The 13,411-nt window shown below is 55.5% G+C and carries 11 protein-coding genes; 5 read left to right on the top strand and 6 right to left on the bottom strand.

All coding sequences use genetic code 11. From position 1 onward, the window contains the following. Positions 1-237: 237 nt before the first annotated feature. The 5 genes from B0D78_RS09625 to B0D78_RS09645 form a co-directional block, all read right to left on the bottom strand. The gene (locus B0D78_RS09625) at positions 238-1,515 is read right to left on the bottom strand and encodes a TRAP transporter large permease (RefSeq protein WP_009164339.1); all 1,278 of its coding nucleotides are present in this window, start codon (positions 1,513-1,515) and stop codon (positions 238-240) included. Between the two features lie 14 nt (positions 1,516-1,529). Then, positions 1,530-2,039: a TRAP transporter small permease subunit gene (locus B0D78_RS09630; protein WP_078016755.1), complete on the bottom strand. Its 510-nt coding sequence runs from the start codon at positions 2,037-2,039 to the stop codon at positions 1,530-1,532. Positions 2,040-2,129: 90 nt separating this feature from the next. Further along, positions 2,130-3,110, bottom strand: coding sequence for a TRAP transporter substrate-binding protein (locus B0D78_RS09635; RefSeq protein ID WP_078016756.1), 981 nt, complete (start codon positions 3,108-3,110; stop codon positions 2,130-2,132). A 94-nt stretch (positions 3,111-3,204) separates the two neighbouring features. Beyond that, the gene (locus B0D78_RS09640) at positions 3,205-4,140 is read right to left on the bottom strand and encodes a hydroxymethylglutaryl-CoA lyase (protein ID WP_078016757.1); all 936 of its coding nucleotides are present in this window, start codon (positions 4,138-4,140) and stop codon (positions 3,205-3,207) included. Positions 4,141-4,193: 53 nt separating this feature from the next. Then, entirely contained in the window at positions 4,194-5,390 is a 1,197-nt protein-coding gene (locus tag B0D78_RS09645; RefSeq protein WP_078016758.1) for a CaiB/BaiF CoA transferase family protein, read from the bottom strand. A gap of 584 nt (positions 5,391-5,974) precedes the next feature. Between B0D78_RS09645 and nifJ the strand changes: the two genes are divergently transcribed. After that, the gene (nifJ, locus tag B0D78_RS09650; RefSeq protein ID WP_078016759.1) at positions 5,975-9,532 is read left to right on the top strand and encodes a pyruvate:ferredoxin (flavodoxin) oxidoreductase; all 3,558 of its coding nucleotides are present in this window, start codon (positions 5,975-5,977) and stop codon (positions 9,530-9,532) included. Between the two features lie 710 nt (positions 9,533-10,242). Next, on the top strand, positions 10,243-11,076 hold the full coding sequence (locus tag B0D78_RS09655) for a hypothetical protein (protein ID WP_078016760.1): 834 nt from the start codon (positions 10,243-10,245) through the stop codon (positions 11,074-11,076). Here the strand turns inward: B0D78_RS09655 and B0D78_RS12880 are convergent. After that, positions 11,044-11,403 carry a hypothetical protein gene (locus tag B0D78_RS12880; RefSeq protein WP_168170085.1) on the bottom strand — a complete coding sequence of 120 codons (360 nt, stop codon included), beginning with the start codon at positions 11,401-11,403 and terminating at the stop codon, positions 11,044-11,046. The genes B0D78_RS09655 and B0D78_RS12880 overlap by 33 nt on opposite strands. Here B0D78_RS12880 and B0D78_RS09660 point away from each other — a divergent pair. Genes B0D78_RS09660 through B0D78_RS09670 form a run of 3 tightly spaced genes read left to right on the top strand, consistent with a single transcriptional unit; the run spans position 11,315 to position 13,355 of the window. Beyond that, the gene (locus B0D78_RS09660) at positions 11,315-11,530 is read left to right on the top strand and encodes a 4Fe-4S dicluster domain-containing protein (RefSeq protein WP_040550366.1); all 216 of its coding nucleotides are present in this window, start codon (positions 11,315-11,317) and stop codon (positions 11,528-11,530) included. The genes B0D78_RS12880 and B0D78_RS09660 overlap by 89 nt on opposite strands. A gap of 16 nt (positions 11,531-11,546) precedes the next feature. After that, complete coding sequence (gene vorB, locus B0D78_RS09665) at positions 11,547-12,599, top strand: 3-methyl-2-oxobutanoate dehydrogenase subunit VorB (protein WP_078016761.1); 1,053 nt, start codon at positions 11,547-11,549, stop codon at positions 12,597-12,599. A 12-nt stretch (positions 12,600-12,611) separates the two neighbouring features. Beyond that, positions 12,612-13,355, top strand: a complete 744-nt coding sequence (locus tag B0D78_RS09670; protein ID WP_009164321.1) for a thiamine pyrophosphate-dependent enzyme — start codon at positions 12,612-12,614, stop codon at positions 13,353-13,355. Positions 13,356-13,411 lie beyond the last annotated feature (56 nt).

Genomic DNA, 13,411 nt, shown 5'->3' on the forward strand with positions numbered 1-13,411 from the left:
CAAGAACATCAACGCTCTTCCGGTTCTAAGGCCTCTGCTCCGGAAATGACGGAACACGAGCGCGCCAAGGGCAAAAACGATATTGGCCGTACCCAAGCAAAAGCAGAAAACGGGCAAATATCTCTCCATGAAGTTCACTCCTCAAATTCATCGAGCCGTCATGCGGCTGGAAGTGCGCAGGAGGAAAAGAGAGGCCGCCCCAAAAGTCGACCGGAGCAGCCTCTCTCTCTGATCCCATCACATCAGGGAGGGCAACCAGAGGCTCAGCTGAGGAACCATGCCGGCAATGATCAGAAGGACGATGATAATCGCGGCAAACGGAATGACTCCTTTGATGACCTCCTGCATTTTTACGTTGGGGAATAATCCGTTGATAACGTACAGGTTCATGCCGACCGGAGGCGAGATCAGCGCCATGGTCATGTTGATGGTGACCAGCACGCCGTACCAGATGGTGTTGACGCCGAGCGCGTGGAGAATCGGCGTTACCAGCGGCATGGTCAGCAGCACGACGGAAACCGTTTCAAGCAGCGCGCCGAGGACGAACATCAGCAGGTTCATGATGATGATGAACGTTGCGGCGGAGAGCTTGTTGTCGACCACGAAAGCGGTAAGAGCCTGAGGAATCCTCAAATAGGTCATAACGCGCCCGAACAGAAGGGCGCCGCAGATGATGATGGCGATCATGCAGCTTGAAGGAACCGCCTTCATACAGATCTTGGGGATGTCGGCAAATTTAACGGTGCGATAGACGAACAGCGTGATGAAAAGGCTGTATACCAGACCGACGGCAGCAGCTTCCGTGGGCGTGAAGATGCCGGTATAAATGCCGCCGATGATCAGCAGGGGCAGAAAAATGCCGGGCAGGTTCTTGATGGTGATGGACATGCGTTCTTTCCAGGGCGCTTTGGGTTCCGAGGTGTAGCCGCCATGCTTGCTTTTATACACGACATAAACGATGAACAGCGTAGCGAGAAGCAGCCCGGGAACGACTCCCGCCATGAACAGTTTGCCCGTGGAATCCTCAGTGACGGTAGCGTAAATGATCATGGGGATGCTCGGGGGGATCAGGATGCCTAACGTTCCGCCGGCGGCCAGCAACCCCAGCGTAAGCGTTTTGTCATAGCCGTGCTTGATCAGGGCAGGATAGGCGACCATGCCGATCGTGGCGGCCGTCGCCGCTCCGGAACCGGTGATGGCGGCGAAAAAGGCGCAGGCGAGGATCGTGCCGATGCCCAGGCCTCCCGGCAGATGGCGGACCCAGGTGTTCATGACTTCGAACAGGTCGTCTCCCACCTTGCCGTCTAACAGTATCTGACTCATCAGGATGAAGATCGGGATAGACAGCGTGTTGAAACTCTCCAGCGACGACCACATGGTGGTGCCGATGATCTTGATGGGCAAGTGGAAAACCTGGATCAGGATCAGCGACGTCATGCCCAGGGAGAAGGCCACCGGCAGCCCCAACGCGAGGATAAAAAGCAGGATGGCGACGACGAGAAGAAAGTTGGTCATACGAGCATCCTCCCTTACTCGCTGAGGCCTTCGCCCGCGCGAAGAGCCGCGATACGGTCAAGCAGGTTGATGAAGAACTGCAGAGCAAGAAGTCCAAAACCCAGCAGCAGGGGAAGCTGGATCCACCACACCGGAATGTGCAGGAGATTGTCGGTCAGTTTGTTCAGCCTGATGCTGGAAGCGATCATGAGCCAGGCTTGCCAGGAGACAACGACGCAAAAGACGATGCCCATAATGCTGGTGACGACATCAAGATAAAGCTGGATTCTTTTCGGGAACTTATCGAATATCAAATCGATGCGGACATGTTTTCCCAGCATCAGCGTATAAGCCGCGCCAACCAGCATGGTCCACATGAACAGGTAAATGGCGGTGTTCATGACCCAGATCGTCGGGGCCTTGAAGATGCCGCGCATCACGACTTCGTACGCGAGGATCAGGCTCATCGCGAGAATCCCGAGCCCGCTGAGATAGCCGCAGAAGGTGTTGCCGGCCTTGACAAGAGCGCGAAGTTTGTTGAGCATATGGGAGAGACCTCCTCTTGTGAGCTGAACGGAGCCCCGGCGACGCCGTCGGGGCTCCGTATCGCATGGTCTGTTATCGGAAAGCTTCTTTTAGTCGAAGACTTTGTGAGCCAGATCAACGAGTTTTTGTCCCGTCTCTCCGGCGCGCGCAACGTAGGTGTCCCAAACGCTCTTGGTGGCCGCAACCATTTGGGCGCGTTCTTCGGCGGTCAGCGCGTTGACTTCAAGTCCCGCATCGCGGACGGTTTTTTCGGCGGCGCCTTCGGATTCCGCCACCGCGCCGCGGAGCCATTTCTCGGCGACTTTGCCGGCTTCGAGGATAGCTTTCTGGCTGTCGGCGTCAAGGCCGTTCCACCAGTCGAGATTGGCCTGAACGGAGAACTGGGCCGTGCTGTAATTGGCGATGGTCAGATATTTGCAGACCTCGTAAATCTTGCGGGACACCGCGGCAGGCATGCCGGTGGTCGCGCCTTTCACGGTGCCGTTCTGAATGGCCATATACATTTCCGCCGAGCTGATCAGAGTGGGGGCCGCGCCGAGAGCCTTCAAGGTAATGGAGTCGCCGGCGCTGTAGGAGCGCATCGTCAGTCCCTCAAAATCCTTGGGGCTGTGCAGAGGATGCTCGTTGTTCCACATCTGAATGAAACCGTAGTCGACCCAGAAAAGGTTTTTCACGCCCTTCTTGTTGAACTCGGCGTCAAGAATATCCGCCGCGCCGGCATTCAAAAACTTTTCCGGCGAGGACAAGTCGACGAACAGGAAAGGCAGGTCGAACACGTCGGCAGCGGGCACCATGCCGCCCCATTTGTAGGTGCCGACGAGGCCGACTTCGACAAGGCCGTCCTGGACCGCTTCGAGAATCTGGCTGTCATTGTACAGGGAACCGGAGTCCGCGACATTGACCTTCAGTTGGCCGCCGCTCAGCTCGACGACTTTGTCGGCGAAAACATGAATGGCCTTGGAAATATGGTGAGAAGGAGGAAATTGATTGGAAACAGTGAACTCCGCGCCAAAAGCGACGGAGCAGGACAGAACCGCAACCGCAGCAAAAGCCATTACTTTCTTGAACATCTACGACACCCCTCTGGAGAAATTTTTTGGAACTGGTCTCTGAGAATTTCAGGAGAAATGCGGAAATGGGATTCCGCCTGAAACCGTGAAAAAGTCACTGATTCTGCACGGGCATCTCCGGTTTGGGCTTGCCAAAGGAGCTCGCGCACAGACTTCCCATCGTCCTCAAACCGTACGCTTTCAGAGCGCGGGCAACCGTCACAACCCTGAGAGGGTCAAGCCCGGTGTCGACGCCCATGCTTTGCATCAGGTAGACCAAATCTTCCGTTGCAGCGTTGCCGGCCGCGCCGGGGGCAAAAGGACAGCCGCCGAGGCCGCCGACGGCCGAATCGAACCTGTTGAATCCCTCGTCAAGGGCGCATTTCACGTTCATGTCGGCAAAACCGTACGTGTTGTGGATGTGCAGATAGGTGGGGATCCCCTCGAGCGCCGGTTTGACGACCTGAAGCGTTTCGGTGAAGTCTTTGGGCGTACAGGTGCCGATCGTTTCGGCAAGGGTGATGCAGTCGACTCCCTTGGCGCGCACTTTGCCGATCAACTCGGCCACCCGGCGGGGATCGATGCGTCCCTCGAAGGGACACATGAAGGACGTGGCCATGGAAACGCAGATCTTCGCTTTGCCCCTGACAAGCGCGATAATGTCGTCCATGCCGGAGAGCGACTGCTCTACGGTGCGGCGGATGTTGGCCATATTATGGCTTTCGCTGACGGAAAACACCACGTTGACGACGTCAGCCCCGGCGACTAACGCGTTCTCCGCTCCCTTGACGTTGGGGACCAAGGCGGTGAACTCGACGTCGGGGTACTCTTTCTTGACGGCCGGCAGCACCTGGGCGGCGTCAGACAGTTGAGGAATCGCTTTCGGGCTGACGAAAGACGTGATTTCCATCTCCTTGATGCCAGTCGAAAGCATTTGGCCGATGAACTCGACCTTCTTTTCCGTGGGAATGAAATCGCAGATCCCCTGAAATCCGTCACGTGGGCAGACCTCGCGAATAACAGCGTTCTTGGGCAGACTGTCAAAATGCATTCGTTAACCTCCTCCTAAAAGTCAATACGGATCGAAAGAGCTGATCGGACGTTTTAAATGACGCCTTTTTCGGAAAGCTCCCGAAGCCGCTCGCCGGACAGGCCGAAAATGCCCCCGTAAACTTCTGCGTTGTCGGCGCCGGGAATAACCGGCGCATGACGCGTGATCTCCACCGGCGTCCCCATAAGTTTGACAGGGTTGCCGTTGACCTGCATGGGACCGATGACGGGGTGGGGCAGATCCACAAGCATCTCGCGGGCTTTGACCAGATGTTCGTCGGTCGTGACGTCGTGAAGGTCGAAGATCGGAGCAGCCGGAACGCCGACCCCCAGGATCTTGTCGACAAGTTCGTCAGCGTTGTAATTCTTGGTCCAGTCATTGATGATCTCGCCGAGCGCGATCCGGTTTTCGGGCTTATTGCGCTCAAGCAGGGTGGCGAAGCGGCTGTCCTCGAGAAGATCCTTTCTGCCCATCAGATCGAGCAGTTTCTCGAACAGCCCCTGGTTGCCGCAGCCGATAATAAATTCCTTGTCCTTGGCTTTGAAGGAGTCGTAAGGATAAGTCGCCGCATATTCATTGCCCATTCTCTCGGGAATCTCGTGGTTGACGAGATATCTTTGAATCCCCGTCTCCAGGCTGGAGACGACCGAGTCGACGAGCGCCACGTCGACTCGCTGTCCCTTGCCGGTGATACTGCGGGCATTCAGAGCGGCCAGAAGGCCGATGGTAAGGTTCATGCCGCCCAACACGTCTCCCATCGCGCTGCCGGAGCGGCAGGGTTTGCCGCCGCGTGGACCGGTGATGCTCATCAGACCGCCCATCGCTTGGGCAATGATGTCGTACCCTGGGCGTTCGCTGTAAGGACCGTAGCAGCCGAAACCGGAAACGGCGCCGTAAATGATTCTGGGGTTCACTTCTTTCAAGACGTCGTAACCGAGGCCGAGCTTATCCATGACGCCGGGACGGTAATTCTCGACGACCATGTCAGCCGTCTTGACCATTTCAAGAAAAAGCTGTTTCCCCTCTGGAGCCTTCATGTTAAGAGAAACGCCCTTTTTGTTGCGGTTCACGTTGGCGTAGTACATGCTGCTTTTATTCTTGTAAGGACCGAAATTGCGGGTGTCGTCGCCTTTGCCGGGGATCTCGATCTTGATGACTTCGGCCCCCATGTCCGCGAGCATCATCGTGCAATATGGCCCCGCCAAAACCCGAGTGAGATCGAGAACGCGAATGTTGCTTAGAGCTCCCATGTGAATATGCCCCTTTCGAATGAGTCGGAAACGCCGGACTTTAGTGTAATTGCTCCATTTTATTGCTTTTCGTTTGAATAATTTTATGAGAAATCCCTCAAAAAATTTTCTTGCGCGATGTGAAGTTTAGTACATTCGAGATAAATAATCAAGTGTCATTGCGTGCACCTACATTGTACAAAATACTTCAGTGAACCTGGAAAACGTGCCCTTGGCGAACTGGAGAGAGGTAAATTTTATAAAATCATAGTTATGGTCGAAATGGATTCGAGTTTATTTCAACGGAAACAGTTGCCTTTTGACACGACGAACGCGAGGACGTCAAATGATTTCACTTTTTGAGCAGGCGGCATGATCGTCGGGAAATTTGCCCGGACTCCCTCGCGATGGCAGTCAGGTCGCAAATATGAACTGGCGAGGAACGATATTTTTTGATCAATTATAAATATTTAGTTTTTCATTTTATGCATTGGTTTCAGAAAAAAAGTGTATAATTTGAGTGTATGGGATCCTTGGAAATAAAACCAAAAACAGATGCGGCAAAGGGCAGATCAGGGAACCGTACCAAAAAGGGGGAGACTGAAATGGCAAAACAGATCATGACGATTGACGGCAACGAAGCGGCAGCGCACGTGTCTTACGCCTTCACCGAGGTGGCGACGATCTATCCGATCACGCCTTCTTCACCGATGGCGGAGCATGTGGACGAATGGTCGGCGCGCGGTCGGCAGAACTTGTTCGGTCAGCGTGTCCATTTGATGGAGATGCAGGCCGAGTTCGGCGCGGCGGCCGCCATGCACGGAGCATTGGAGTCGGGCGCGCTTGCCACGTCCTATACGGCGTCGCAGGGATTGATGCTGATGATTCCGCCAATGTACCGCATTGCCGGCCAGTTGATGCCGGGCGTGCTGCATGTCAGCGCGAGGACGGTCGGAACTCACGCATTTTCGATTTTCGGCGATCATTCCGACGTCATGGCCGTACGGCAGACAGGTTTTGCCATGCTGTCTTCGGGCAGCGTGCAGGAAGTGGCCGACCTGGCGGCTGTGCCGCATCTCGCGGCGATTGCCGGCAGCGTGCCTTTCGTGCATTTTTTCGACGGCTTCCGCACTTCTCATGAAATCCAGAAAATCGAGATGCTGTCATACGACGATTTTGGCGAGATGCTGGATAAAGAAGCGCTGCTGGCGTTCCGCAAGAGATCTCTCAACAGCGACCGGCCGGTACAGCGCAGCACCGTGCAGAATCCCGACGTGCTTTTCCAGGCGCGGGAAGCCTGCAATCGTTACTATCTGCGCATGCCTTACATTGTGCAGTCTTATATGGACCGCATCCACGCTCTGACCGGCCGCAGTTACCACCTTTTCGACTATTATGGCGACCCCAACGCGGAGCGGGTCGTTATCGCGATGGGCTCAGTGTCGGGATGTCTTCAGGAAGTTGTCGACGAGCTGCGCTCACGTGGCCAGAAAGTGGGTTTTCTGCAAGTCCATCTTTATCGACCGTTTTCTGCGGAACATTTCCTTACCGCTCTGCCGGAAAGCGTGCGCTGCGTGACCGTGCTCGATCGTACCAAAGAGGCCGGCGCGCCGGGCGAGCCTCTGTACGAAGACGTCTGCTCGACGTTCTCCAATGTTTCCACGGCGCCGATGGTCATCGCCGGGCGCTATGGCCTGTCTTCCAAAGATGTCACTCCGGCGCAGATGATCGCCGCGTTTGACAATATGGATTCGATCCAGCCCAAGAACCATTTCACGATCGGCATCAAGGACGACGTGACCTATCATTCGCTGGAGCTCGGGCCCAATATCGTCACCGAGAGCGAAGGCACCGTGGCCTGCAAGTTTTGGGGACTTGGTTCCGATGGTACCGTGGGAGCCAACAAGAACTCCATCAAGATTATTGGAGACAACACCGACCAATACGTTCAGGCTTATTTTGAATACGACACGAAGAAATCCGGCAGCGTGACGAGATCGCATCTTCGCTTCGGACGGCTGCCGATCCGTTCCACCTATCTGGTCACGCAGGCCGATTTCGTTGCCTGTCACGTGCAAGCCTACATCGGCAAGTACAACGTCTCAGGCGAGCTGAAAGACGGCGGCACCTTCTTGCTGAACTGCGCCTGGAAACCGGAAGATCTGGAGCGGCATCTTCCCGCTTCCGTCAAACGGGATCTGGCTCGTAAACATATCAATTTTTACATCATCGACGCTACCCGCATCGCTATGGAAATCGGCATGGGGAACCGCACAAACTCCGTGCTGCAGTCGGCGTTTTTCAAGCTGTCGGGCATTCTGCCTTTCGAAGACGTCGTGAAGTACATGAAGGAAGCGATCAAGAATACTTACGGCGCGAAGGGCGACAAGGTCCTTCGCATGAACTACGAGGCTGTCGACCGCGGCGGCGCCAGCGTGATCCGCATCGAAGTTCCCGCTGAATGGGCCAACGCCGAGGATAAGGCGGCGGATGAACGCGTTGATCCTTTGCTTCCCGACTATATTCGCAAAGTGCTGATCCCCGTCAACAGCCTGAAAGGCGACGACATTCCCGTCAGCGTTTTTGTTGACGCGGCCGACGGCACGGTGCCGCTGGGGACCTCCAAGTATGAAAAGCGCGGCACGGCAGTGATGGTTCCGGAGTGGAATCCGGAAAGGTGCATTCAATGCAACATGTGTTCTTTTGTTTGTCCGCATGCGGCCATCAGACCCTTCCTGTTGAACGAATCAGAGGCGTTGAACGCGCCGGACGGCTTTGAAACGGTTGATGCCCGCGGTCTGAAAAACGCTCAAGGCCTGAAGTTCCGCATCCAGCTCAGCGCTCTTGACTGCGTCGGCTGCGGCAGCTGCGTCGAAGTCTGCCCGGTCAAGGAGAAAGCGCTCGTGATGAAGTTGCTCGAGACCCAGCTGCCTCAGCAGAAAAACTGGGATTATGCGCTGACCCTCTCGCCGAAAGTGAATCCGATGGATAAATTCACCGTCAAAGGCAGCCAGTTCGAACAGCCTCTGCTTGAATTTTCGGGGGCGTGTGCGGGCTGCGGCGAGACCCCCTACATGAAAGCCATGACGCAGCTTTTCGGCGACCGCATGTACATCGCCAATGCCACAGGCTGCACTCAGGCCTGGGGCGCGGCCTGTCCCTGTGTGCCTTATACGAAGAACAATCGCGGCCATGGACCGGCGTTCTCCAACTCGTTGTTCGAAAATAACGCCGAATTCAGCCTTGGCATGTGCCTGGCCGTCCAGCAGCAGCGCGAGCGCCTGCTGATGACGGCCGAGAAGCTGCTCAACGGTAAGACCCGCGATCCCGAACTGATCCGGGCGCTGCAGGAATGGAAAGACCATTACCATGAGGGCGAAGGCAGCAGGGCGTACAGCGATGCGGTGGAAACGGCCGCCAAAGTCGCGTGCGCCCGCGGCGAGGACAGTCTGGAACTGCGCGACCTGCTGAACAACACCGAACATCTTGTCAAAAAGTCCATGTGGATGTACGGAGGCGACGGCTGGGCCTATGATATCGGCTTTGGCGGCCTCGACCATGTGCTCGCGAATGGCCCTGACGTAAACGTTCTGGTCGTGGATACGGAAGTCTACTCCAATACGGGAGGCCAGTCTTCAAAAGCTACCCCGGTGGCGGCTGTCGCACAGTTTGCCAGCTCCGGCAAGAAGACCGGCAAAAAGGATCTGGGGCTGATGGCTATGAGTTATGGCAATGTCTACGTCGCTCAAGTCGCCATGGGCGCCGATCCCGCTCATTTCATCAAAGTCCTGAAAGAGGCGGAGTCATATGACGGACCGTCGCTGATCATCGCCTATGCGCCCTGCATTAACCACGGCATCGTCAAGGGAATGGGCTATGCGATGCCCGAGAGCAAGTTGGCCGTGCAATCCGGCTATTGGCACCTGTATCGGTACGATCCGCGCCGCGCCGCGAAGGGGGAGAATCCTTTCGTTTTGGATTCCAAGAAGCCCACGATTCCGCTGCGCGATTTCCTCATGGGCGAAGTTCGCTATGCGGCGCTTGGCCGAACGTTCCCCGAGGAAGCCGCTCGCCTTCTGGCAATGGCGGAAGTCCAGGCGGACGCGAAGTACCGGCGTTATGCGGCGATGGCCGAGTCAGGAAAGATTTCCGTTACCGCCTGAGCTCAAGAGATACAGTCGCCGCTTCGGCGTTGCGCGGGAAGATTACCGATCCTCGGGAAGTGCTCGAGTAACCACGGCGCTCCTCCGCAGGGCGGCGAAAATCAGCCGAAAACACGTTGCGATAGATCGGTGGACCTCCCTTGCCACGCGGGGAAGGTCCGCTTTTTGTTGATGGAGGGATGGCTTTAAACGTACTATTGGCTTTTCATTCCGATTTTAGCGTCATTGGGAATCGGGCTCGAGGAAAAAACTCGTTGTTCCTTTTGTCTTTTGCGCGGGGCATATCCTTCTCTTGAGGGCGAAAAAATAAATTCTACTATTGAGAATTGTTAAAAAATAAATTGTCGACACCCTACGAGATGCGATGATAACGGAAAGTTCACTCGGTAAAATCTTAAAATAAATTATTATCGGCAAATTGCCGGGGCTGGAATTATTAAAATAATAAGGTAGAATGAAGATAGAAAAGATACGGAGGGGCGTCAGGATGGAAGATGAGGGTTTGCGTCATGTTTCGCAAAACCGATCGACACGCAAGACAAAGGTATGTAACGTATCTTCACGTGCTTTATGCCGCTGGTCTTACGATAGTTTTTATTATCTCGCATCGTTCCTCGTTGAAAATGATGACCGCGCCCATGGCCGAGCAAACAGCATGACATACGTTACGGAGGAAATTTTTCTTTGCAAAAACACAGGGGAGGATAAAAATGCCTGTTGACATGCGGCTTTTCAAGGATCTGATCCAGCGTTACGAGTGGCCGAAAGCGATAGCGGTCACGGGCGCTCTGGGATCCGGAAAAACTGAATGGGTCCTCAATCTCGCTCTGGGCTTGAAGACGACTGAGGAAAAAGTAACGATTGCCGACGCTGACATCATCAATCCATACTTCTGCATCCGACAGGTCGTCACTGCGCTGGAGAAGAAGGGGTTTACGGTCTTGACCGCGCCGGGGCAGGCGAAATGGGCAGATATGCCGGTCGTCAGCGCGGAGGTCGACTGGGCTTTGTCGTCTCCCGGCAAGCTGATGATCGACATCGGCGGGGACGCCGAGGGGGCGCTGGCGCTGAAGCAGTTTCAGAAGCGCATCATTCAGGCGGGGTACCTGCTTGTGCTCGTCGTGAACGCTTTCCGTCCTCAGACGTGCACCGTGGAGAAGATTGAATTGATGTGCCGCCGCATGGAGGAAATCTGCGGACTGAAGGTCGGCGCTTTGATCAGCAATTCGCATTTGATGAACGAAACGACGGTGGAAACGGTAACGGAAGGATATCAGCTTGTTCAAAACGCCGCGCGGCGCATGGGACTGCCCCTGCTGTATGTGGGAACGTCGCCGGAGCTCTACGACGACACTGTGAGAGCGTTGGCCGGGGAACGTGTCCCTGTCTGGCCTGTTTCCAGATATATGCTTCTTCCCTGGGAACCCGGTGCGATCTGGGCGACCGGCATTCCTGCACGGCATCATGCCGGCCGTATCTTCCGGGAAAAAGGACAGTCTCCCTTTCAGAATTTAGGGAGGGGAATTCCGCCGGAAAATTTCTGACACCGAATTTCGATTAAAAGTCATCGTTGAAAATGCCGCGCCTTCGCGCGCCCGTGCCGAAAAAAACATGCGCCGCGCGATTTTGCGCAGTTTTCGACGCGCTTCGACGCGAAGCGGGGCTTTGAGGGCGGCGCCATAAAAAGGCGAAAGACGCTCGCCTTTGTGGCGAAAACTAAGCATGACGCGGTTCGCGAACGATTTTTTCAGGGCAGCAATGATTTTAAAGGGGGTTGTATAAATGGCAAAGGGGAGAATCACGGTAGCAGAGGAGTACTGCAAGAGCTGCGGGCTATGCGTTGACGCATGTCCGAAGAAAGTCCTCCGCATCTCGGATCACCTGAACGTCAAGGGGTACCGTCCTGTGGAGCAGTACAAAGAAGGTTGCATCGGTTGCGCGTTGTGCGCTATGACATGTCCTGACGCGGTCATTGAAGTTTTCCGCGAGAACGCATAACTAAGGGGGTTTTATCATGGCGAAAGTTCTTATGAAGGGCGCCGAAGCCCTTGCACAGGCCGCGATCAGCGGGGGATGCCGGTACTTCTTCGGTTATCCCATTACGCCTCAGAACGAAGTTCCCGAATATATGGCGGCACACCTTCCCGAAGTGGGCGGCGTTTATGTTCAGGGTGAGAGCGAAGTCGCCTCGATCAACATGGTGCTTGGGGCGGCATCCACGGGAGCGCAGATCATGACCTCGTCATCCAGCCCCGGGATTTCGCTGATGTCCGAGGGACTGAGCTACATTGCCGCCAATGAATATCCCTGCGTCGTCATGAACGTGGTGCGCGGCGGTCCGGGGCTGGGCGGCATTCTGCCCTCGCAGTGCGACTACAGTCAGGCCACCCGCGGCGGCGGCAACGGCGATTATCATCTGTTCGTGCTGGCGCCGAGCAACCTCCAGGAGGCGGTCGATCTGATCCAGCGTTCCTGGGATTATGCATTCAAGTATATGAATCCTGTCATGATCCTGGCGGACGGTTTCATGGGACAGATGATGGAACCGGTAGAGATCAAGGAACGCACCGCAGAACGCGGCGACTGGCAGAAATGGGCCGTGGGCTGTTTCAGAGAGCGCGGAAACAAGCGCACCTTGTTCCACAGCCTGTATCTCGCCGCGGGGCCTCTTGAAGAGCACAACAAAGATCTGCAGAAAAAATACGAGTTGATGAAGCAGGATGCGATGGCCGAGGATTACATGGTCGATGATGCCGAGGTGATCATCACGGCTTTCGGGACCACGGCGCGCATCGCCAAAACGGCGATCATGCACCTCCGTGCCGAGGGCAAAAAAGTGGGACTGATCCGCCCGATCACGGTCTATCCCTTCCCGGCGGACCACTTCAAAAATTTGCCGGCCACGGTGAGGCACATTCTCGATGTGGAAATGAACTGTGGACAGATGATCGACGACGTGAAACTTGCCACGGAATGCCGCTATCCGGTGACGTTTTACGGCCGTTGCGGCGGTTTCGCTCCTTCCGTTGAAGAAGTGGAAGACGCGTGCAGAAAGCTTTTTGCCTAGGGGGGAAACAGAATGTCTGAAGTCAAAGTCTACTCGAGACCTGAAACATGGATGAAAGGCGTTCATACTCACTATTGTCCCGGCTGCGGCCATGGCATCGCTCACCGCATGATCTGCGAAGCCATTGACGAGCTTGGCATCCAGGGCGATGCGATCAGCATGTCGCCCGTCGGCTGCGCGGCGATGATGTACGACTACATAAACATTGACTTCATCGAAGCGGCTCATGGCCGGGCGCCGGCGACGGCGACCGGCATCAAGAGAGTTCTGCCCGATAAGGTCGTTTTTACCTATCAGGGCGACGGAGACCTTGCCTCCATCGGTATGGCAGAAATCATCCACGCCGCCAACCGCGGCGAGAAGATCTGCGTCTTCTTTATCAACAACGCCATTTACGGTATGACGGGCGGCCAGATGGCCCCCACGACTTTGATCGGGCAGAAGGCCACCACGTGTCCTCAGGGGCGCGACGCCGAGCTGACCGGATATCCCATCCGTATGTGCGAATTGTTGACGTCTCTGGAGACGCCTGCGTATATCGAGCGGGTTTCTTTGGCGAAACCCTACATCGCCAAAGCCAAGAAAGCGATTAAAAAAGCCTTCCAGAACCAGATCGACAGGAAAGGCTTCAGCTTCGTGGAGATTCTCTCGACGTGTCCTACGAACTGGGGGCTTTCGCCTCTTGACGCCTTCGACTGGCAGATGAAGAACATGATCCCCTATTATCCCCTTGGCGTGTTCAAGGACTTTGAATAGGAGGAGACCAGCTATTAAAAGTCAAGTAGGAAATTCGAGCTCATGCCCGAAGTATT

Origin of the sequence: Pyramidobacter sp. C12-8 (genome assembly GCF_002007215.1) — a bacterium.
Lineage (GTDB): Bacteria > Synergistota > Synergistia > Synergistales > Dethiosulfovibrionaceae > Pyramidobacter.

Excerpts from the sequence above, each read along its gene's own strand:
- B0D78_RS12880 (WP_168170085.1), bottom strand. The coding sequence starts at position 11,403 with ATGCGGAGGACTTTCTTCGGACATGCGTCAACGCATAGCCCGCAGCTC.
- B0D78_RS09660 (WP_040550366.1), top strand. The coding sequence starts at position 11,315 with ATGGCAAAGGGGAGAATCACGGTAGCAGAGGAGTACTGCAAGAGCTGC.
- B0D78_RS09635 (WP_078016756.1), bottom strand. The coding sequence starts at position 3,110 with ATGTTCAAGAAAGTAATGGCTTTTGCTGCGGTTGCGGTTCTGTCCTGC.
- B0D78_RS09625 (WP_009164339.1), bottom strand. The coding sequence starts at position 1,515 with ATGACCAACTTTCTTCTCGTCGTCGCCATCCTGCTTTTTATCCTCGCG.
- B0D78_RS09640 (WP_078016757.1), bottom strand. The coding sequence starts at position 4,140 with ATGCATTTTGACAGTCTGCCCAAGAACGCTGTTATTCGCGAGGTCTGC.
- nifJ (WP_078016759.1), top strand. The coding sequence starts at position 5,975 with ATGGCAAAACAGATCATGACGATTGACGGCAACGAAGCGGCAGCGCAC.
- B0D78_RS09670 (WP_009164321.1), top strand. The coding sequence starts at position 12,612 with ATGTCTGAAGTCAAAGTCTACTCGAGACCTGAAACATGGATGAAAGGC.
- B0D78_RS09630 (WP_078016755.1), bottom strand. The coding sequence starts at position 2,039 with ATGCTCAACAAACTTCGCGCTCTTGTCAAGGCCGGCAACACCTTCTGC.
- B0D78_RS09655 (WP_078016760.1), top strand. The coding sequence starts at position 10,243 with ATGCCTGTTGACATGCGGCTTTTCAAGGATCTGATCCAGCGTTACGAG.
- vorB (WP_078016761.1), top strand. The coding sequence starts at position 11,547 with ATGGCGAAAGTTCTTATGAAGGGCGCCGAAGCCCTTGCACAGGCCGCG.
- B0D78_RS09645 (WP_078016758.1), bottom strand. The coding sequence starts at position 5,390 with ATGGGAGCTCTAAGCAACATTCGCGTTCTCGATCTCACTCGGGTTTTG.